The sequence below is a fragment of the Mycobacteroides franklinii genome (assembly GCF_001853795.1).
Classification (GTDB): domain Bacteria; phylum Actinomycetota; class Actinomycetes; order Mycobacteriales; family Mycobacteriaceae; genus Mycobacterium; species Mycobacterium franklinii.
This window is the reverse complement of the sequence record NZ_MLIK01000019.1, coordinates 2,195,034-2,214,885: the sequence shown is the minus strand read 5'-3', so window position 1 is coordinate 2,214,885 and position 19,852 is coordinate 2,195,034. Positions and strand designations below refer to the sequence as shown.

The window sequence follows — 19,852 nt, the reverse complement described above, 5'->3', positions numbered from 1 at the left end:
CGCGTGGCTCGCTAGCAGGCCAGACGGTTGGCACAGGCGGTGACCGCCTTCAGCGAGGACGTGGTGGCGTCGTGGGCGCGGCCCATCGCCCACGCGGTGCCGCTGCCGTTGGTGCCGTAGACGAAGGTGCACGTCTCATCGCCGTCGTGCATCTGGTGAAAGCTGAGCGTTTCCATCTGTATCCCACGCTCGGACAGCATGGCGGTCAGTGCCGCCATGGGCCCGCAGGCGCTGACCGTTGATGATTCGATGCACTCGTCGATCGCCAGCGTCGCCTGGTAGGTGCCGTTGGCCTCGGACCACTGGCCCAGCTTCAACGCGCCGCCACTGCGCTCATAGGTCTGACAGAACGAGGCCCAGGACATATCGCTGGCCTCCTCGCGCAGTCCGCGTGGCAGCGGGACGCCGAAGCGGGCCGTGAACGGATCGATCTGCGGGGAAATTGTTGTGTGGGAGAACATGTTCCGGTCTTTCATCCGAGCTGGAGGTGACCGACAGGTAGTAGCTTCGACCCACAGCGAGGGGTCGGTCTGGATCAGACCCCGCTGCGGGTTGCTACTACGAGATGACCGGAGAAGTACAACACGTAAACAACAGTAGACGCGGCGTCTGATTAGCGCAAATACTTTCCCAGGACCAGCATCGATCGTTCGTGGTCGGGATCGGGAGGATCGTCGACGAGGACGCGCAGACGTTCGGTGATCGTGTCGCCGTCCAGGTGGGTGCCGATGAGCACCAGACTCGCCCCCGACGAGAAATCGGTTCGTTTGGACACCTTGTCGATACTGATGTGGTCTCCCACGGTGTGCACGGCCAGCATCTTGTCACCCAACCGCACTAGGCCCTTGATCCGATAGACACCGGCGGGCTGGCTGTCGAGGAACTCGATGAGCCGCCGCGGATGCAGCGGCTGCTCGGTGGCGAACTCCACCGTCTCGTAGTGGTGGTGCGCGTGGTGCTCATGACCGTGGTCCTCGCGAATGAGGTCCTCAAGCGAGAGCTGACCGACCGGCGCGGGGCGTTCCTTCTTGTCGAACAACAGCCGGGGGTCCACATCGGCCCCGGCGGTCTCCACGATCGACGCACGCGGGTTACGTTCCTTGACGACGGCACGCAGGTGAGTGCGATCTCCCGCGTCGGCCAGGTCAATCTTGTTGAGAACCACCAGATCTGCCAAGTCCAGGTGCTGGACGATCTCGGGATGCCGGGCCGCGACGTCCTCGTACTGGGCGGTGTCGACGACGGTGACCAGCCCTCCGTAACCGATCCGGCGGTCCTCGGCCGTCGCGGCGAGCACCATCCGCACCAAGGGCAGTGGCTCGGCGAGCCCACTCGCCTCGATGACGATGGCGTCGATATCCCGGCCGGCGAGGGTGGCCAGCATGGCGCCCAGTTCGTCGTCCTCGGCGGCGCAGCACAGGCATCCGTTGGACATCGTCATGGTCGAGTCGACCTGACCGGCGACCAGCATGGCATCAATGTTGATGGTACCGAAGTCATTGACTACCACGCCGATTCGCACGCCCAGGGTGTTGCGCAACAGGTTGTTCAGCAGCGTTGTCTTACCGGCGCCCAAGAAGCCGGAGACGATGGTGACCGGGATCAAGCTATGTTCTCGACACTTCTCCGCACAGTGCCAGTGTAAGTAAGCCCGTCAACTAGTTGATGGTGGAGATGATGCCGCCGTTGACGAAAATCGTCTGGGCCGTGGTCCACCCCGATTCCGGAAGCACCAGCAGCCTGGCCACCGGCAGGATGTCATCGCCGCGACCGATCTGGCCGTTGATGCTCATCGACTCCAGCCATCCGATGTTCGCGTCGGATTCGGCGGGATAGAAGAAGCTCGTCTGCAAGGGGCCGGGCGCTATGCAGTTGACGGTGATCCCCCTGCCACCAACCTCTTTGGCCAGCGCCTTGGTGAAATGCTCCACGGGGGCCTTGGATCCGGCATAGGCACTGTAGGTGGGCGCCAGCGCCCCCACCATGGTCGTGACGAAGCTCAGGATCCGCCCGTTGTCGGCCATCCGGCGCGCCGCCTCGCGCATCATGAAGAACACCGTCTTGGCGTTGGCATTGAAAACACCGTCATATTCGTCTTCGGTGATATCCGCCAAGGGTTTCCGCACGATCATCCCCGCGGTGTTGATCAGGATGTCCCAGCGGCCGAACGCCGCGAAGGTGGCGTCGGCGAGCTTGGTGCAGTTCTCCGGAACGGAAAGGTCGGCCTGGAAGCTGACCGCCTCGCCGCCGGACTCCTGGATCTGCTGAACGACGTGCGCGGCCTTCGCTGCCTTGTCATCGCTGCGGTAGTGCACCACGATGTGAGCGCCGTCGTAGGCCAGCGTCTGTGCGAGTGCCGCACCCATGTTGGCCGAAGCCCCGGTAACCACCGCGACCTTCCCCGCCAGCGGCCGCTCCTGCGGCCGATAGGGCCGAACCGGATCGATTGTCTGTGGGATGTCGACCATGTCTACTCCTCGTAGCAGTCCGTCGCCCGTGCCGGGCAAGCTTCAACGCTATGGGGTCGCCCTAACCAAAGCCAACAAAAGATGATTGACAGCTAACAAGTGCACCTTGTGAGACTCCCCCGCCCGGGAGTGCCCGAACTACCGTCGGAGTTGTCGCTCGAGGGCTCACGAAGGGAACACCATGCCGCAGAAGGTCGTCATCGCCGGTGGTCACGGTCAGATCGCCGCGCATCTCATCCGCCTGCTGGCGGCACGCGGCCATACTGCCGTCGCGTTGATCCGCAACCCCGATCACGCCGCCGATGTCCGGGCATGGGGTGCAGAGCCGCTGGTTCTAGACCTGGAATCGGCCGACACAGAAACAGTTGCCGCGGCGCTGGCGGGGGCCGATGCGGCGGTCTTCGCCGCCGGTGCCGGACCGGGCAGCGGGCCGGCCCGTAAGGACACCGTCGACCGGGCCGCTGCCGTTCTCTTGGCCAGCGCATCAGAACACGCGCAGGTGCGCCGGTTCATACAGATCAGTGCGTTCGGCGCCGGGGAGCCCGCGCCGACCGAGGGCGACGAATCGTGGATCGCCTACGTGATCGCGAAGACGGCCGCCGAGGAAGACCTGCGCACACGCGACGACTTGGACTGGACGATCCTGCGCCCGGGCCTACTCACCGACGCGGCACCGACCGGTTCAGTTACGTTGTCGTCCAGCACGATCGAACGTGGGTCCGTCTCGCGGGCCGATGTTGCGACGGTGGTGGCAGGGCTGCTGACAGCTCCGAACACAACACACCAGGTGCTGTTCCTCACCGAAGGGCCCACACCGATCACCAGCGCGGTGGCCTCGCTCTAGAGCAACGCGAATAGCCGATCGAGGGTGCGTAGCTGCTCGTCGTACGGAGTGTCCAACTTGACCAGCAGCGTCGAGATGCCTACCGCGCGATAGCGTTCCAGTCGTTCGGCGATCATCTCGTCGGTGCCGACGAGGTTGGTCAGCCGACCCAGGTCCTCGGGAACAGCGTCTCGTGCCGCTTCCCGATCTCCGGCACGCCACAGCGATTCCACCGTTCGCACGCCATCGCCGTATCCGAGCCGGGTGAATGCCTCGTTGTAGAAGTTTCGCCCGGACCCGCCCATGGCGCCGATGGTGAAGGCATATCCGGAAGCGTGACGCTTGATCGCGACTGCGGCATCGGTTGCGGTATCGGCGAATTCGAGGGCAACCGGTGCCACCAAATCGATATCGCTCAGCGAGCGTCCGGCGGCCACCGCTGCCTCCCTGATGGGGCCGAGGAACACCTCGGAGAGTTCCGGGATGAACGAGTTACCGAGCCAGCCGTCGGCAAGTTCGCCGGTGAGTGCCAGATTCGCCGGGCCCATGGCCGCGATGTAGATGGGCACGCCCTGCGGTGCCACCATGGGCCGCAAGGGTTTTCCGGAACTGCCCGGCAACGGCAACGTGTACACCTGCCCCTCGTACTGAAGCCGCTCCCCCCGGGCCACCATCCGGACGATGTCGATGGTTTCCCGGGTGGTCTGCACCGGCTTGGTGAAGCGCACCCCGTGCCAGCCCTCCATCACCTGCGGGCCCGAGGCACCCATCCCGAGGATGAAGCGCCCGCCGGAGAGCTGTTGGACGCTCAGCGCCGACGTCGCCAGCAGCGCCGGTGACCGCGAGCCCAGCTGAACCACGAAGGTCCCCAGGCCGATGGTCTCGGTGTGGGCGGCCAGGTAGGCAAGGCCGGTCAGGGCGTCATACCCCCACACCTCGGGCACCCACAGCGAGGCCACACCCAGCCGCTCAGCCCGCCGCGCGAAGTCGGCAGCACCCGGCAACCTCGGCTCGATCGTCACGCCAATTCGCATCCGACCCTCCATCGCAGACGTAGGATCAGCCTATGCGATACCGCGACTGTCCCACTGTCGAAGTGTCACAACGGATGTCGGGAACAGTCGCCGAAGCGTGGGCTCTGGTCACCGATATTTCCTTCCCCACCTACTGCACGGGAGAGCTCATCGCCGTCCAGTGGCTGGACGGCGCCGACAAGGTCGCGGTGGGCGCGCGATTCAAGGGCACCAACGGCGGGGATGGCAGCCGGTGGGAAACCGTCTCGGAGATCACCGAGGTCGAGCCCGAGTCTCGCTGGGTGTGGAATGTGCTCTCCGAGGGCGGGACGTATGCGGCGAGTTGGGGTTTCGAGGTAGAACCGGCCAGTGACGGAGTGATCGTGCGGCAATGGGGGCGCCTCGGTCCGGGCCCCTCGGGATTGACACCCGCGCTCAAGGCCATGCCCGAGAAGGAAGCGCGCATCGTGTCACGCCGCCTGCAGGAATGGCAGGTGGGAATGGAGTCCAACCTCCGCGAGATCGCCGAGCGTCTGTCGCGCTAGCCGGTCAAATTCTCGGGCTCGGACCAGCCGATCAGCTCATCGCGGGCCCGGGCCACACGCGACCGGATGGTGCCGATCGCGCAGCCGCAGACATCCGCCGTCTCCGCATAGGACAGGCCCACAACCTGCGTGAGCACCAACGCCTCACGCCGGTCGTCGTCGAGCGCGGCCAGCAGCGACTTGAGCTCCACCAACTCCTCGAACCGATGCGTCGGGCGGCGCAGCGACGCTTCCTCGAGGTCGGCACCGTGCGCAATACGCGGCCGGGACTTCAGGTGACGAATATGGTCGGCGACCACGCGGCGCGCGATCGACAGCAGCCAGGTGCGCACCGTCGAGCGTCCGGCGAACCGCGGCAGCGCGCCGAGGGCCCTCAGGTATGTCTCCTGGGTGAGGTCGTCGGCGACACCGGTATCGGCCAGGTAGGCGACGAATCGCCACACGTCACCCTGGGTCGCCTTGACCAAAGATTCGAGGGCGGATTGGTCACCACGACCGGCGGACAGCGCAAGCTCAAGCAGCTGCTCGTCGTCGGTGCCGGTGGCCACGAGTCCTACTCTATGTCGTAGACGTTCACAGGTGAACAGCGGGAACTCTTTAACCGGTTCATCCGACCAATATTTCGTGACTTATACCGAGGACCGACCCGATGCTCGCGAGTCCCAGACGAACACCGTGTGGGGACGATTCGCACCGATCGTACTGCGCCTGCACTTCTACGCGGGGCTCCTCGTCGGCCCGTTCCTGCTGATCGCGGCGCTGACCGGACTCGCGTACGCGCTGGTGGGACAGGTCGATGCCGTGGTGTACCGCCATGAGCTCAAGGTCGATTCCGTCGGATCCCAGCAGCTGCCGCTATCGCAACAGCTGGCGGTCGCGACCGCGGCGCAGCCGTCCGGCACGGTCACCTCGATTCGCCCGCCGGCGGCGCCGGACGATACGACCCGCGTGGTGCTGGCCGTTCCCGAAGACAACACCGTTCCCGCCGACTACTCGCGCACGGTGTTCGTCGATCCGTACAGCGGGGAGATCCGCGGCACCTTGACCACGTACGGCGAATGGCTGCCGGTACGTGCCTGGTTCGACGAGCTGCACCGGAACCTGCATCTGGGCGCGTTCGGGCGCAACTACAGCGAACTTGCGGCCAGCTGGCTGTGGGTGGTCGCCCTGGGTGGGCTGTTGCTGTGGATCGGCTACCGCCGCCGTACCGGACGGCTGAGCAGGATCGCGCTCCCCGATCGGGACGCCACCCCGCGGCGGCGCAGATTGACCTGGCACGGCGCGGTCGGGGTCTGGATTGTTCTTGGGCTGCTGGCGCTTTCGGTTACCGGGCTCACCTGGTCGCGCTATGCCGGCACCAATATCGGTGATCTCACCCAGGCCATCCGCCCGGCGCTGTCCACCGAGCTCAACCCGGCTGCCGCCACGCCGATGACCGGACATGAGCATCATGGCGCCGCCGCGATGTCAGGTGGCGAGCCGCTGGCGGGTGTCAACACGGTGCTGCAGACGGTGCGTGAGGCCGGGCTGCGTGGCCCGCTGTGGATGACACCGCCGCCCGAGCCCAACACGGCATGGCTGGTCTCCGAGCGCAAGCGCAACATCCCCACGTATCTGGACGCCATCACCGTGAACGCCGCCAACGGGGAGATCACCGGGCGCAGTAATTTCTCGGAGTGGTCGCTACTGCAGAAGTCGACCGAGTGGGCGATCGACGGCCACATGGGCGTCCTGTTCGGCATCCCGAATCAGATTCTGGTCGCGCTCATCGTGATTGGTCTCATCACCGTCATCACCCGCGGCTATCTGATGTGGTGGCGTAGGCGCCCGACCAAGAGTGGCCGCTGGTCCGCCCCGCCGCGGCGGGGCGGCCTACTCGCGCTCAAACCGCTGGAATTGGCCGGGGTGGCGGCAGTTGTGATCGGAACCGGCTGGTTCATGCCGCTGCTGGGAATCTCACTGGCGGCGTTCCTCGCCGTCGACCTTGTCTGGGGGTTCGTGGCGAACCGCCGCGCCGGGGCGTCAAGCGGCTGAGTTGTCGGTGGAGCGCAGATGCCGCTCCCCCGCAGCCACCTCGTCGAGGAACACGGCACGATGCTGGTTCGGCGGGGTACGTCCGGCACGGTAGTCACGCAGGACCAGCAGCGCGAAAATCAACCCGAGCAGTACCGGCGAGTGGCTGATGATGCGCGCCAATGTCACCTGATCATTGACGGCGTCGTTGATCACGTACCCGGTGAGCACGAGCGCGAATGCGCCCAGCACCGTTGCCATTCCGGCCGCGGCGGCCGGGCGCACACCGGCGATCACCATGGCCACGCCGAGGGCCACCACCCAGGCGGTGGATTCGTTCATGAGATGCTCGCCGGTCATCGCACCGTGGTGATGCGACGACACCATCCCGAAGTCGATTCCGGCGACTTGCATCCCGGCCACACCTAGCTGAAGCAGCCCGATGAGCACCAGTGCGCACCGGTTGATGTTCTGACGCGCCCAGTGCGCGTACCGGGCCATTGGCGTGAGGGGTTCGACGGCCGCGGCTGCCAGGATCTGTCCGGTGAGGTCGCGCGTCGGGGCCGAACGCGCGTAGGCGAACTGACGATCCAGTCCGCGCGCCCGTCCCAGCCATTCCCGGCAGGACGCGCAGGAGAGCACATGCTCATCCAGACGCTTGCGCGCGACGCTCGCCTGCTCACCGTCGACCCACGCCGACAGCTGCTCGCGCACTTCCTGACAGTTCACCCCTCTATGGTCGCCTATCGCGTGGACTTAGGTGTGAAGACCCCCTGATCTGCGGACCTCTACAGCGCCGAGAGCAGCTCATCCGAGTCCGCGACGGCACCGAACACCCCGCCCTGCATGGTCACCATCTTGAGCGCGGCAGCGTGGTTTCCGGGATCGGTCGCACCGGTGCAATCGGACAAGATGAGGCATTCAAAGCCTCGATCGTTGGCCTCGCGCATGGTGGTGTGCACGCAGACATCTGTCGTGATGCCCGTCAGCACGATGTACCGAATGCCGCGGGTACGCAGCACCAAATCGAGATCGGTCGCGTAGAAGGCCCCCTTGCCCGGCTTGTCGATGACGGGCTCGCCCGGCAGCGGGGCCACCTCCGGCACAATTTCCCAACCTGGTTCCCCCTGAACCAGGATCCGCCCGCAAGGCCCCGCCACGCCGATCTCGGCGCCAATCCGGGCAGACCGCCACCGTTTGTTGGCCGGCAAGTCCGAGAGATCCGGTCGATGGCCCTCGCGAGTGTGAATGATGGTCATCCCTGCGGCCCGTGTCGCCGCGAGCACACGTGCCGTCGGTGCCAAACCTGCACGCGTCAGCGATAGGTCATAACCCATGGTGTCGACGTACCCGCCGGGACCGCAGAAATCGACCTGCCAATCGATGCACAGCACGGCGGTGTGCGCGGGGTCCACGGGGCCGTCAAACGGCCACGGGTACGGCTGTGCGTCCACCTGCCCCGTCATGCCGACACCCCGCGCCGCGCGTGGCGTATCGCGACATAGACAAGTGCGGCGGTCACCATTCCCACCAGAGCATCGGAAAACTGCGGCGCCCACAGATGTGCGGCCAACGCCGACGCCGCGCCCACGACCCAGGCCCCGAAGGACTCCCAACGAATCGCCGCGTCACCCGTCGTGAATCCGAAACGCGGCAGCACTAACTGGTCAAGGATGAGCACCGTCCCGATGGGCGGAACCACCACACCCAAGAGGGTCAGCCACTGCTCGAACTGCGACCACACACCCAGCACCGCCAACAACACCCCGACCGAGCCGAGCAGCACGGCCAGCAGCCGCATCTTCTGACCGGTGAGTTGGCTCCAGCCGACCGCGCCGTTGTACAGGCAATGCGTGCAGACCGACCCCAGGTTGACGAAAACAAACGCTATGGAGACCGGCACCAGCCAACCGCCCGCACCGATCAGCGCGCCAAGGAAATTGCCGCCGTCCGTACCGGGTGAAGGTGCGGCACCCAAGGCAACGATCAGGCCGCCGATCACCATGGCAATGGCGTTGCCGAGCGGGAAGGCCGCAAAAGAGGCCCAAAAGCCTTGGCGCCCACTGCGAGACCAGCGGGTGAAGTCCGCGGTCATGGTCCCGGAATCGATGAAACAGGCGACCACCAGGGTCACCGCGGCGCCCATGCTCATCGCGGCCCCGCCCGCTCCTCCGCCATAGCCGAAGGCGTCCGCAAGCGTCGAATTATGCAGGGCCAGAGCAATAGCCACCGTACCCAGCAGCAGATACAGCGGTGCGGCAACCAGGCCGATCACCGACAGCGCCCTGATGCCGAGCAGCGTCACCGCCACATAGCCGATGCCCGCGGCCAGAGCCGTCCACCGCGCGTCCCATCCTGCACTGCTGGCCAACACCGATCCGGTAAGACCCGTCTGGAACGCGAACCAGCCGATCACCACGGTGGCCAGGAAGCCAGAGACCACCCGGTATCCGAGCGTCCCGAATGTCCCGATCGCGATGAGCGCGAAGTTCTTTCCCGTCTTGCCTGCCAGGTAACTCAATGCACCGACGTAACCGGTCAGCACGGCGTTGCCCAATGCGATCGCCAACATCCCGCGCCCAAAGCCCAACGAGTAGACGACGAGCCCGCCAAATACGGCGCAGGTCAGGATCATCGGGAACCCGAGCCACACCGCGCCAACGGAGATCAGGCTTCGTCGCGCGTGTTGCGGAACCGGTTCGTTCTCGTACTCGGAGCTCCCCAATTCGGGGGTGCCAACGGCAGTGGCATCTGACGAGGCAGCGACTTCTGTGGCCATCGACGCACAGGATCTCGGCACGATGTTGCACGCGCGGTCCAGACCGGTTACGTGTGCGTGACGACACCTCCCGGTTCGATACCGAAGGACCTAGACGTGCGCGCCCCAGCCAAACACCCGTGATGTCAGTAGAACCAAGCCCAGGGACACCGCCGCCACGACCACCAGACCGATCACCGCGACCACGAGCGGGCGCCAGCCACTGCGAGCGATCTCCCGGAAATTGGTGTTCAGCCCCACTCCGGCGAAGGTCAGCAGAAATGCCCACTTGGACACATTGACCAGGTTGTTGACCTGCCCCTTTGTCAGCCACCCCAGGGTCACGACGGCGGATACGGCCAAGAAGCCGAGAACGAACTTGGGGAACTTGTCCCACACGAACGCGGCCCTGGCCTTCAGCCCGGGAGCGACGTTGTCCGCCTCGCCGCGCGCCGCCCAGTACAGCGCGAAACCGAGCACCACGAACCCGATGAGCGCGTTGCGGGTGGATTTGACGACCGTTGCGATGTCACCGGCATGTTCGGAGTAGAGGCGCCCCGTGGCGACCGTCTCGGCGGTGTTGTCGACGGCCAGGCCCGCCCACAAGCCGAACTCGTAGTCGGTCAGGCCAAGCCCGTGCCCGATCGCCGGCAGAGTGAACAATGCCACCGCGCCGAGCGCCAGAATGGATGCGATGGCATAGCTGACATCGGAATTGCGGGCCCTGATGGCGCCCTTGGCCGCGATGATCGCCGATACCCCGCAGATCGAGGTGCCGATGGCCAGCAGCGATCCCAACTTTCCGCTCAGCCCAAACCATCTGGCCGCCAACAAGATGATGGCACCGGCCACGGTCATGTCCACCAGGATCTGCACCAGGCTGGTGCCACCCAATTTGAGGACGTCGCCCAGCACGAATCGCGCACCGAGCGCCACGATGCCGATCTTGAGCCAGAACTCGTAGGTCTGCACCCCGGGCCGGAAGATGCGATGTAGCCCGATGGTGTTGGTGATCAGCAGGCCGATCACGATGGCCCACAAGACATATTCGATGTCGGGCACCGTCCAGTGCTGCGCCTTGGCCAGATCTTTCCACCAAATCTGCGCGTACTTGCCCAGGAGACCCACCCCGATGAGCAGCAGGATGCCGGGCACGTAGTCGAGTGGGCGGTGCGAGGTGAAACTCGCCTCAGGGTCTTCGTATGCCTCGTCGGCGGTTTGTGTCTCGGTCTTTGAAGTCATCGGGTCACCACGGAATCTTCGGCAGCACATTGGCCACGGCCAGTAGGACGATCACACCGGCGATGATGGTTGCCCACCAGTCGACGCCTATGCGCGCGATGAGAGATGTTGTGGGCTGGTCCGCGGCGGGTGCCGAGGCGCCGGACTGTTCGTCGGTCACGGACGGAGATCTTTCTGGTGCGCCACCAGGCCCGCAAGACATCCGCTCGTATTGAGTTGAGGCCGGGCCCCGGATCAAACTTGACACCCTGTCAAGTACAGTCGACGACGCCCGTAGACAACGCCGTCGGAAGGTCCTCGTCCCGTGTATCCAGGCACCCACGCAGCCCAGTTCCCTGACAAGCCCGCCGTCGTGATGGCAGGCTCCGGGGCCACGCTCACCTACGGAGAGTTGGACGAGCAGTCCCGGCGGTTGGCCCGTCACTGGTATGACAGCGGTCTGCGCAGAGGCGATCACGTCGCGCTGCTCAGCGACAACGTTCCCGAAGTATTCGTCGTGTACTGGGCCGCACTGCGGTCCGGGCTGTACATCACGTCGGTCAACCATCACCTGGCGCCCACGGAAGTCAGCTACATCGTCAACGATTCCGGCGCCACGGCACTCGTGGTCGCCGCCGGTGTGCGAGAGCAGGCCGAGGCGATCCTCGACGACATTCCGGCAGTCACGCTGCGCCTGGCATTCGGCGGCGAGGTGCCCGGGTACGACTCATACGAAGAGGCGCTCGAAAATGCCGCCGACGAGCCGCTCCCCTCACAGCCTGCCGGGTCGGACATGCTGTACTCCTCGGGAACGACCGGTCGGCCCAAGGGAATCAAGGTTCCGCTCATGGACCGGCAGATCGATGAGCCAAGTCCATTCGCGATGCTTTTTGCCCATCTGTACGGATTCAACGCCGACACCGTGTATCTGTCGCCGGCACCGATCTATCACGCTGCACCGCTGCGGTTTTGCGGCTTTGTGCAGTCGATGGGTGGCACCGCGGTGGTCATGGAACGCTTCGGCGCCGAAGAGGCGCTGGCGGCCATCGAGAGACACCGGATCACCCACAGCCAATGGGTGCCGACGATGTTTGTGCGAATGCTGAAGCTGCCCAAAGAAATCCGGGACCGATACGACGTTTCCTCACTCAAGGTCGCCGTGCATGCCGCCGCGCCATGCCCCATCGAGGTGAAACAGTCGATGATCGATTGGTGGGGCCCGATCCTGTACGAGTACTACTCCTCCACCGAGGGCAATGGTGTCACCTTCATCGACTGCGAGACCTGGCTCAAGCGGCCGGGTTCGGTCGGCAGCCCCGCACTCGGGGTACTGCACATCTGCGACGAAGAAGGCGTCGAGCTCCCCACCGGCGAGGCCGGGCTGGTGTATTTCGAGCGAGACGAGTTGCCGTTCGCCTATCACAACGACGATGAAAAGACGCGTAGCGCTTGCCATCCCAATCATGGGACGTGGACGACGACGGGCGATATCGGCTACGTCGACGACGAGGGCTTCCTGTTCTTGACCGACCGCAAGGCGTTCATGATTATTTCCGGGGGCGTGAACATCTACCCCCAGGAGATCGAAAATGCGCTGGCGCTGCACCCTGCCGTGTTGGATGTCGCCGTCATCGGGGTGCCCGATGCCGAGATGGGTGAATTGGCAAAGGCGGTGGTACAGCCCGAGGATCCCTCGGTGGATCGGGAGGCTCTCGCCGCCGAGCTCGCCGAATTTCTGCGTGAGCGCATCGCCCGGTACAAGGTGCCCCGTAGCTTTGACTTCACCGATACCCTTCCGCGCACCCCCACCGGTAAGCTCGCCAAAGGACTGGTGCGCCAGAAATATTGGGAGGGGGCTCAATGAGGACGGTGGCCGCGATCTGCGTTGCCGCGGGGTTACTGGCAGGGTGTTCGACATCCGCCACACAGGAGGGGCCATCGAGCGCGCCGAGTGTCACGGTGCCCACAGTTCAACCGGGTGTCATGCCCGATCTGGCCGGACTGCAGTGGAGTGACGTGAAGCCCCTGCTGCGCAAGTTGGGCAGGGTCAACGTGGCCACCAAGGAAGTTCCCGTCGACGACCCGAGTAAGAAATCCCGGATCTTCGCACAGGACCCCGCGGCAGGGGCTCACCTCGAACCGGGCGCGAAGATCACCCTGACTTTCGGAACCTAAGGCGCAGCAGCACCTTTCGAGCATTACCAGGCATTCTTTTCGCGAGGCCGCACCTGCGGACATCACCGCACAGCCGTCTTCCTGGCACGGACGCGGCGCGAATTCGATCGACTTGACCCAGGCCGGCTCCCCATGTCCCGGTCCGGCCTCGCGCCGCCATTCGCCCCCTCTTGACACGGCGACACTCCATTGAGATGCTCACAGCATTCGCATGTCAATAGAATTTGAATGCACCGAGTTCACTCATTGAGGAGGGTCATGGCCACGTATCCAGATCGCCCTATCGCCGGTTCCCGGATCGTCATCACCGGCGCGACCAACGGAATCGGGAAAGAGATTGCCCGGGCTCTGGTGCGGCGCGGGGCGCTGCTGACGCTGCTGGCCCGGGATCCCGACAAGGCCACCGAGACGGTCCGTGAACTGGCGGCCGAGAACGGCGCGATCACGGCGCCGGAGTACATCCAGGCCGACCTTGCCGACCTGGACTCGGTGCGGGCCGCAGCACGCGAGATCGCCGCGACACACTCCCGGATCGACACGCTGGTGAACAACGCCGGCATGCACTCCCTCACGGGCAAGCCCAGTGCGGACGGCTTTGACCTGATGACCGCGACCAATCACCTCGGGCCGTTTCTGCTGACCAACCTGCTGCTTGAGCCGATCATCGCCGCGGATCGTGCGCGCATCGTCATCACCGCTTCCGAGGCGCATCGGTCGTGGCCGCGTATCGACTTGGAGCGATTCGCAGAACCACGCCGCTACAACGCGATCCGCTCGGAGGTTCGGTACGGCCAGTCAAAGCTGATGAACATCTTGTTCACCCAGGAACTCGCGCGGCGCCTGGAGGGCACCGGCGTGACGGTCAACTGCTTCTGCCCCGGCATGGTGTCGACCGGACTGGTTCGGGACAGCCTCGTGCTCACCGCAGCGGCGGGCCTTGCCTCGCGCACACCATTCGTGCGACGGCCCGATCAGGGCGCCAAGATGGGAATCCGGTTGGTGCTCGATGAGGATCTCGCAAGTATCACCGGGCAGTTCTTCACCTCCACCCCGGGACTGGGCCTCTTGCCTGCCGTACGAATCCGTTCCAACCAGCAGGCGCAAGAAGAACTGTGGCGGCGCTCCGGCGAGCTGGTGAATCTGTAACACCGTGATCCGGATCTACTCGCGGCAGAAAACCCCCGCAGACTGCGCCCGCATCCCATCTTCCGGCCGGTTCACGGAGAGATCGAAGGCTGGGAGAAGGTGCTGCCGGATTACCCGGCGTGAGGTCTGACTACCCGGCCAATGTGGCCGCGTAGAGCGCGAGTTCGTCACCGACGTTGGCGATGGTCGCGGCACCGTCGGTCTCCATCGCTGCCCCGAATGTGTCGCGCACCTCTTCGATGGTGAGCTGAGCCGAGGTAACACCCTGCGCCTCGCCGAGGAAGACCCGCGCGAATCGCCCGCCGCCGGCGCTGAAGCTGACGCCCGAACACGGCACGTCATCGGATACCAGGAAGGCCGCCACCGGTGCCACAGCTGCGGCGGGGAAGGTATCGCGAAGCCAGCTGAGCGCCGGTTCGGGCATGTTCTCCACCATTCGGGTGAACCCCACCGGGAGCAGCGCGTTCACCTTGATGCCGTACGCCGGTCCCGCGAGGCCCAGATTGGTTGTCATGCCGATCATTCCGGCCTTTGCGGTCGGATAGGTGCAGGCCTCCCCCTGCCCGAACATGCTGCCCGACGAAATGTTCAGGATTCGCCCGTATCCCTGGTCAACCATCGCCTTCCACGCCGGGCGCAGCACGTTGAACGGCCCGCGCAGCTGAACACCGAGGACGGTGTCCACGTCCTCATCGGTGAGTTCGGCGAAAGCCTTGATGGGCCCGACGATTCCCGCATTGTTGATGACGATGTCGACCCGCCCCCAGGTGTCCAATGCGGCGCCGACGATGGCGCGTCCGCCGTCTCCGGTGGCGACGGTGTGCGTATCGGCGATGGCTTCACCGCCCAGCGCCAGAATTTCGGCCACCACCGAGCTGGCCGGGGCATCGGAGCTGCCGGTGCCCAGCAGCTCGTCCGGCGATCCGATGTCGTTGACCACGACCTTGGCGCCCCGGCTGGCCAGCAGCAGCGCGTACTCACGCCCGAGCCCGCCTCCCGCACCGGTGACGATGGCCACCCGCCCATCGAATCGGATGTCATTCATTGACTGCTCCCATCGGCTCGATCACTTCACGTGCGAATCGCTCCAAGAGCGAGACAATCTGCGCTGCCGAAAGATTCGACAGGGCAAGCATGGTGGCGTCGATGATCAGCTCGTCCACACCGGCGTCGGCGAATCGCTGCGCCTGCTGACGGCGTTCGTCCTGATTGCCGCTGAACGGCCATGCGTCGATGTCGACGGTCGGGTACCCCGCCATGTACCGCACCTGAACGTGCCCCCGTGGCCGTCCGGCGTCGCGGCAGGCCTGTTCGTACTGCGAAATCTCCGGTGGCGGTTCGGGGGTGCCCAGCACGATGGGATGCCAACCGTCGGCGTGCGCTGCCCGGCGGATGGCGCGCGGACCACCCCCGCCGAAGTAGACCGGTGGCCCATTTCTTCCGCCGTGTCCCGTGGGGAACATCCGCACATCGTGATAGCTGGTCCATCGACCGTCGAAGTTCGAGGTATCGGTGGTCCACAGGTCGTGCCATACGCGCAGGTCCTCATCGGTCCGCGACCACTTGTCCGCGAAAGCGACTCCCAGCGCCTCGAATTCGGGCTCCAGCCGCCCCACCCCGACCGCAACGGCGAGTCGCCCCTCGGCGAGAACGTCCAGTGTTGAGAGGTATTTGGCAGTGAACAGCGCGGGCCGGTAGGGGGCGACGAGAACGCTGGTCCCCAGCGTGAGCCGCGTGGTCTTACCCGCGAGATAGGCCAGGGTGGCCAGAATTTCGGTCAGCTCATCGGGCAGGAAGGGCGTTCCCGCAGGCACGATCACGTGATCGCTCGCCCACACCGAGTGGTACCCGTTGCCCTCTGCGGCACGGGTGATCTCGGTGATCGGACCGGGCGCGGCCAAATGCGCGAAGTGTGGCAGCGCGATACCGAAGCGCATGGATTCTCCGATCAGTCGAGGAAGCGGCGCAGGACGCCGAAGGAGTCGAGTGAGGTGACGGCGGCGACGGCTCGCTGCACACCGACACGGGCAATATCCCCCGCCTGCAGACGATCTCCGAAGGCTGCGGTGACGACGGCGCCGATGTAGAAATGGGTGGCGGCCGCTCGGTACATGTCCCACAACTCTCGGCTCTCGAGATCCGGACCGCCGCACTGGACCAGTCGGTGTTGATACTCGTCGAGCAACTCGCGTTCATGGGAGCGTGCGGCATCCGGGGACAGCGAGGAGATCAGGAAATAGGCGACGTCTCGTATCGCGGGACCGCGAGTGGCCACCTGCCAGTCGAAGAAACCGGCGCTGCCGTCCGGATTGAAGAAGATGTTGCCCAGGTGAGTGTCGCCGTGTGTCAAAGTGCCTGGCAGGCTTCCCCAGAAGGTGTCGACTGCGTCGCTACGGCGGTCCAGCACCCGGGCCGCACGGTGAACATCCTGCGGTACACCGTCTATGGAGCGTTTGAGCGCCGCAGCCTTCACCCGCTCGGCGATAGCGCGCTGGCCGCTTGAGTTGACGAGACATCGCAGGTCACCCTGAAAGCGGGGACTGTTCCAGTAGCGGGCATGCACCATCGCGAGGGTGGCAAGGACCCCACTGGCATCCTGCGGTGGGCAGGCGGAGCGAACATCGTTGAGCCGGCATCCGCGCGCGGTGAGATCCTCGATGACCAGAACTCCCCGGCCGTGCTGCCGATCCCACTGCGCAACATAGCCTTTCGGAGCAATGTGCGGAAGCTCGCCGAGCACCTTCCGGTAGACGCCGATTTCCCGCTCGCCGAGCCCGAGGGCATTCAGGAACAGCCGACCGACGAACGCGGTGGGCGCGAACTTGAGAAAGACCGTCTCCGGACCGAGGGCGGGCGTTCGGTAACCCAGGGAAAGGCGGGCGCGGCTCGCGGTGCCGTGATGCTCATCGGCGACCGTGACACGTTCGACGTCTCCGGAGCGCAGACCCAGCGCCGTCGCCATCCACTCCGGGGTGACATCGTGGGCCGTCTTTGGCATCGCGCGGTCGGGAAGCATGCGGTCCACGACGTACCGGGCGGTCTGGTGCACCAGCAAGCCCGCAGCATGGACAGCCTCAAACACGCACGCCTCCATCCGAATTCATCTCGACGTTGAGTTGAATCCTCGCCTCGTCAGATACGTTATCGGAAATAACGGATGTGGCGCAAGGGTGATCTTGGATGAGCGCGCGGGTAGCGCCGAGCGCCCGACCTAGGACAGCGCAAGCGCCTCGACGAGCGCCGGCAGTGCGTTGGCCGCGGTGGCCCGCCAGACCAGGTCCGCGCGATCGGACAGATCGGTCTCATGCGGGTTGATCTCGACGACGGTGGCGCCACGGCTCAATGCCAACTGCGGGAGTCCCGCCGCCGGGTACACGATCCCGGACGTGCCGATGAGCAGCATCAGGTCGCAGTTCTGCGAATGCGCGACGGCATGACCGAATTCGACCTCAGGAAGCATCTCCCCAAACCACACAATGCTGGGTCGGACCTTTCCGCCACAGCCGCATTCGGGCGGCGCGACCCGCTCGGACTCGGGGGCGGCGACCGTCGCCTCGAAACCGGTCTGGCAGGTGTCACAATGCGATTTGAGCAGGCTGCCGTGAACGTGAGTCACATCCGTGCTGCCCGCGCGCTCGTGAAGGTCATCGACATTCTGAGTGACGATCCGGATGTCGCGGTGAGATCCCCACCGCGCCAGCGCACGATGTCCGTCGTTCGGCTGCACGTCCAGCAGCTGGATACGCCGATTCTGGTACCAGGCCCAGACAAGCCCCGGGTCCTCGTTCCAGGCTTCCGGTGTCGCCAGCGTCATCGGGTCGTATTTCGACCACAGTCCCGTCTGAACATCACGGAATGTGGGCAGCCCACTCTCGGCGGACATGCCCGCGCCCGTGAGTACCGCGACGGTACGCGCCGTCGACGCGGCGGCGACGAGTTCCTCGGGGACCTTGGTCATGTGTCTCACCTTCCCACGGATTTGCCCCGCATTCGACCGACCTCAAGGTGCTCGTCAGACCTACGATGGAACGAGGCCCGCAGCTTCAGCGAGGAGAAACGATGATCGAAGTACTGTCCGATCTGCCTCAGGGAGTGGTTGGGTTCCGGGTGTCCGGCAAGGTGGCCGGCGATGAGCTACGCGAGCTCGCTCCGACCATAAAAGAGTCCCTGACGGGCGATGAGCTGCGGATCGTCGAGGTGATCGCGAGCGACTACGAGGGCTTTGGACCCGGCGGGCTCGCCGCAGACCTGAAACTGGGCTTCGGAATGCTATTCCAGCACCATTCGGCCTTCAAGAAGATCGCAGTGGTGACCGACAAGGAATGGGTGGCGCACACCCTGCACGCGCTCGCGTGGATGGTGCCCGGTGAGATCTCGTTGTTCGGTCTCGACGAGCTGGACCGCGCGAAAGCCTGGGCCGCCGATTAGGTGATCAATACTCCTGTCCCGGAATGACATCCATCAGGCGACGCGTACGATTCACACCGGCCGCGGGTCTGCGGCCCCCGCCAGAAATGCCTGTTCCAATAGCGCAAACAGCTCACATCGCTGTGTCGCACTCAGGGCGGACAGCACCCGACCCTCCGCTCCCCTGAGCGCCTCTACTAGCTCGGCGTTCCGGCGTTTACCGACCGGCGTCATAACCACATCGTGACGGCGACGGTCCTCCGGGGACCGCTGCCGCTCGACGAAGCCAACGGCTTCCAGGTCGTTCAAAAGCCCGACCATGGTGGTCTTGTCCACACGCAGGGCTTCCGCGAGGTCCGCCTGCGACTGCTTGCCGGCAGCAGTCAAGACGTTGAGCACACCCATATGCAGCAGCCGCAGTTCGTGCTTACCCAATACGGCAGCTACTTCGACATGCATGCGTCGCAGGAGGATCTCGAACAGAGGTCCGAATAACCCCGCTGGGCTGGGGTGATCCTCAGGCGGAAACTCGCTCATGGCCCCAATAGTACATACATCCGTATCATCTGCTTTAATCAAATCGTTAGTTCTACTCAAACTATTTGATTGGAGGAACCCACTGTGAACAGATCGAACCGGCCCGGCTTGATCGCCGGAGCAACCGTGGTGGCGATCGGCTTGGCCCTCACCACATCGGCAACCAGCTGGGCCGAGCCCGTCGAAATGGCTCCGCAATCCAGCCAACGCACCACCATCGATGGCTGGCACCTGTCGGTTGCCCTCTCGGGCGAGGTGATCAACGCGGTCCCCAATCTGGCCGGTGCGCAGAACTCTCGCGAGGCGTTCATGACGCTGTCCGCGCAAGCGAATATCGGTGGCAGCGGCAGCAATCCCGTCACCGCGGCCAATTTCGTCGCGGGCTACCAAGTCGGCTGCCAGGTCGACGTGTCACAGGGTCTTCAGATTGGCGGCACCGGTCAGCTGGCGGGATCGGTCGGCGCGACCATCAGCGGCCAGCCGGGGGTTCAGGTGGGCGGCACCGGCGCGATCGGCGGCTTTGTGCAGACCGACCTGCAGCCGGGCGTGATCACCACCATCGCGATGGGCACCATGCCCGTGACGGCAGGCATGGGGCGACTGGATATGCAAGACGTTCATGTGAAGGTGGATGCCTGTGGCGGACCGGTGACCGTGCGCTCTTACGCGACATTCGCCGTTGCCAGCGCCGTACAGCAGACGCAGTTGTCCGTATACGGCGATCCCTACGTCCTCAACTAGGAGCG

General features: G+C 64.9%; 23 protein-coding genes and 1 pseudogene. 9 read left to right on the top strand and 15 right to left on the bottom strand.

The window, feature by feature from the left end; translation table 11 throughout:
- Positions 1-11: 11 nt before the first annotated feature.
- From BKG76_RS18220 to BKG76_RS18210, 3 genes are all read right to left on the bottom strand, one after another.
- A complete protein-coding gene (locus BKG76_RS18220; RefSeq protein WP_070939349.1) occupies positions 12-461 on the bottom strand; it encodes a 2-isopropylmalate synthase in 450 nt (149 codons plus the stop codon).
- A gap of 152 nt (positions 462-613) precedes the next feature.
- On the bottom strand, positions 614-1,606 hold the full coding sequence (locus BKG76_RS18215) for a CobW family GTP-binding protein (protein WP_070938836.1): 993 nt from the start codon (positions 1,604-1,606) through the stop codon (positions 614-616).
- 52 nt (positions 1,607-1,658) lie between these two features.
- Positions 1,659-2,468 carry an SDR family oxidoreductase gene (locus BKG76_RS18210; protein ID WP_070938835.1) on the bottom strand — a complete coding sequence of 270 codons (810 nt, stop codon included), beginning with the start codon at positions 2,466-2,468 and terminating at the stop codon, positions 1,659-1,661.
- 181 nt (positions 2,469-2,649) lie between these two features.
- Here BKG76_RS18210 and BKG76_RS18205 point away from each other — a divergent pair, with 181 nt between their 5' ends.
- Positions 2,650-3,312 carry an NAD(P)H-binding protein gene (locus BKG76_RS18205; RefSeq protein WP_070938834.1) on the top strand — a complete coding sequence of 221 codons (663 nt, stop codon included), beginning with the start codon at positions 2,650-2,652 and terminating at the stop codon, positions 3,310-3,312.
- Here the strand turns inward: BKG76_RS18205 and BKG76_RS18200 are convergent.
- Complete coding sequence (locus tag BKG76_RS18200; protein WP_070939348.1) at positions 3,309-4,325, bottom strand: LLM class flavin-dependent oxidoreductase; 1,017 nt, start codon at positions 4,323-4,325, stop codon at positions 3,309-3,311. The two genes, BKG76_RS18205 and BKG76_RS18200, sit on opposite strands and share 4 nt — an antisense overlap.
- Positions 4,326-4,357: 32 nt before the next feature.
- Between BKG76_RS18200 and BKG76_RS18195 the strand changes: the two genes are divergently transcribed.
- Positions 4,358-4,849, top strand: a complete 492-nt coding sequence (locus BKG76_RS18195; protein ID WP_070938833.1) for an SRPBCC family protein — start codon at positions 4,358-4,360, stop codon at positions 4,847-4,849.
- Here BKG76_RS18195 and sigC read toward each other — a convergent pair.
- On the bottom strand, positions 4,846-5,397 hold the full coding sequence (sigC, locus tag BKG76_RS18190; protein ID WP_070938832.1) for an RNA polymerase sigma factor SigC: 552 nt from the start codon (positions 5,395-5,397) through the stop codon (positions 4,846-4,848). The two genes, BKG76_RS18195 and sigC, sit on opposite strands and share 4 nt — an antisense overlap.
- Positions 5,398-5,473: 76 nt before the next feature.
- Here sigC and BKG76_RS18185 point away from each other — a divergent pair, with 76 nt between their 5' ends.
- A complete protein-coding gene (locus tag BKG76_RS18185) occupies positions 5,474-6,883 on the top strand; it encodes a PepSY-associated TM helix domain-containing protein (protein WP_070938831.1) in 1,410 nt (469 codons plus the stop codon).
- On the opposite strand, the gene BKG76_RS18180 is transcribed toward BKG76_RS18185, so the two are convergent.
- From BKG76_RS18180 to BKG76_RS24915, 5 genes are all read right to left on the bottom strand, one after another.
- Complete coding sequence (locus BKG76_RS18180; RefSeq protein ID WP_070938830.1) at positions 6,872-7,591, bottom strand: DUF2275 domain-containing protein; 720 nt, start codon at positions 7,589-7,591, stop codon at positions 6,872-6,874. The genes BKG76_RS18185 and BKG76_RS18180 overlap by 12 nt on opposite strands.
- A 59-nt stretch (positions 7,592-7,650) precedes the next feature.
- Positions 7,651-8,328 carry a biuret amidohydrolase gene (gene biuH, locus BKG76_RS18175; protein ID WP_070938829.1) on the bottom strand — a complete coding sequence of 226 codons (678 nt, stop codon included), beginning with the start codon at positions 8,326-8,328 and terminating at the stop codon, positions 7,651-7,653.
- Positions 8,325-9,641 (bottom strand): cytosine permease, encoded by a 1,317-nt coding sequence (locus BKG76_RS18170; RefSeq protein ID WP_070938828.1) that lies wholly within the window; start codon positions 9,639-9,641, stop codon positions 8,325-8,327. The genes biuH and BKG76_RS18170 overlap by 4 nt, the downstream gene beginning before the upstream one ends.
- A gap of 90 nt (positions 9,642-9,731) precedes the next feature.
- A complete protein-coding gene (locus BKG76_RS18165) occupies positions 9,732-10,862 on the bottom strand; it encodes a YeiH family protein (protein WP_070938827.1) in 1,131 nt (376 codons plus the stop codon).
- A 4-nt stretch (positions 10,863-10,866) separates the two neighbouring features.
- A complete protein-coding gene (locus BKG76_RS24915; protein WP_109420794.1) occupies positions 10,867-11,022 on the bottom strand; it encodes a hypothetical protein in 156 nt (51 codons plus the stop codon).
- Between the two features lie 144 nt (positions 11,023-11,166).
- On the opposite strand from BKG76_RS24915, the gene BKG76_RS18160 reads away from it, so the two are divergent.
- The 4 genes and pseudogenes from BKG76_RS18160 to BKG76_RS24560 form a co-directional block, all read left to right on the top strand.
- A complete protein-coding gene (locus tag BKG76_RS18160; RefSeq protein ID WP_070938826.1) occupies positions 11,167-12,705 on the top strand; it encodes an acyl-CoA synthetase in 1,539 nt (512 codons plus the stop codon).
- Positions 12,706-12,824: 119 nt separating this feature from the next.
- The gene (locus tag BKG76_RS25180; protein ID WP_070939347.1) at positions 12,825-13,016 is read left to right on the top strand and encodes a PASTA domain-containing protein; all 192 of its coding nucleotides are present in this window, start codon (positions 12,825-12,827) and stop codon (positions 13,014-13,016) included.
- Between the two features lie 258 nt (positions 13,017-13,274).
- The gene (locus tag BKG76_RS18150; protein WP_070938825.1) at positions 13,275-14,162 is read left to right on the top strand and encodes an SDR family NAD(P)-dependent oxidoreductase; all 888 of its coding nucleotides are present in this window, start codon (positions 13,275-13,277) and stop codon (positions 14,160-14,162) included.
- 3 nt (positions 14,163-14,165) lie between these two features.
- A pseudogene (locus BKG76_RS24560) lies at positions 14,166-14,285 on the top strand (pyrimidine dimer DNA glycosylase/endonuclease V); the annotation flags it as partial.
- A gap of 7 nt (positions 14,286-14,292) precedes the next feature.
- On the opposite strand, the gene BKG76_RS18145 reads toward BKG76_RS24560, so the two are convergent.
- The 4 genes from BKG76_RS18145 to BKG76_RS18130 form a co-directional block, all read right to left on the bottom strand.
- The gene (locus tag BKG76_RS18145) at positions 14,293-15,207 is read right to left on the bottom strand and encodes an SDR family NAD(P)-dependent oxidoreductase (RefSeq protein ID WP_070938824.1); all 915 of its coding nucleotides are present in this window, start codon (positions 15,205-15,207) and stop codon (positions 14,293-14,295) included.
- Complete coding sequence (locus BKG76_RS18140) at positions 15,200-16,099, bottom strand: TIGR03619 family F420-dependent LLM class oxidoreductase (protein ID WP_070938823.1); 900 nt, start codon at positions 16,097-16,099, stop codon at positions 15,200-15,202. Before BKG76_RS18140 ends, BKG76_RS18145 begins: the two co-directional genes overlap by 8 nt.
- 11 nt (positions 16,100-16,110) lie before the next feature.
- Positions 16,111-17,244 carry a phosphotransferase gene (locus tag BKG76_RS18135; protein WP_165611528.1) on the bottom strand — a complete coding sequence of 378 codons (1,134 nt, stop codon included), beginning with the start codon at positions 17,242-17,244 and terminating at the stop codon, positions 16,111-16,113.
- 129 nt (positions 17,245-17,373) lie between these two features.
- On the bottom strand, positions 17,374-18,120 hold the full coding sequence (locus BKG76_RS18130) for an SIR2 family NAD-dependent protein deacylase (protein WP_070938821.1): 747 nt from the start codon (positions 18,118-18,120) through the stop codon (positions 17,374-17,376).
- A gap of 101 nt (positions 18,121-18,221) precedes the next feature.
- Between BKG76_RS18130 and BKG76_RS18125 the strand changes: the two genes are divergently transcribed.
- Positions 18,222-18,590: a SpoIIAA family protein gene (locus tag BKG76_RS18125; RefSeq protein ID WP_070938820.1), complete on the top strand. Its 369-nt coding sequence runs from the start codon at positions 18,222-18,224 to the stop codon at positions 18,588-18,590.
- A 51-nt stretch (positions 18,591-18,641) separates the two neighbouring features.
- On the opposite strand, the gene BKG76_RS18120 is transcribed toward BKG76_RS18125, so the two are convergent.
- Positions 18,642-19,106, bottom strand: coding sequence for a MarR family winged helix-turn-helix transcriptional regulator (locus tag BKG76_RS18120; RefSeq protein ID WP_070938819.1), 465 nt, complete (start codon positions 19,104-19,106; stop codon positions 18,642-18,644).
- A gap of 84 nt (positions 19,107-19,190) precedes the next feature.
- On the opposite strand from BKG76_RS18120, the gene BKG76_RS18115 reads away from it, so the two are divergent.
- On the top strand, positions 19,191-19,847 hold the full coding sequence (locus tag BKG76_RS18115; protein ID WP_407937655.1) for an MspA family porin: 657 nt from the start codon (positions 19,191-19,193) through the stop codon (positions 19,845-19,847).
- The last annotated feature ends 5 nt before the right edge of the window (positions 19,848-19,852 follow it).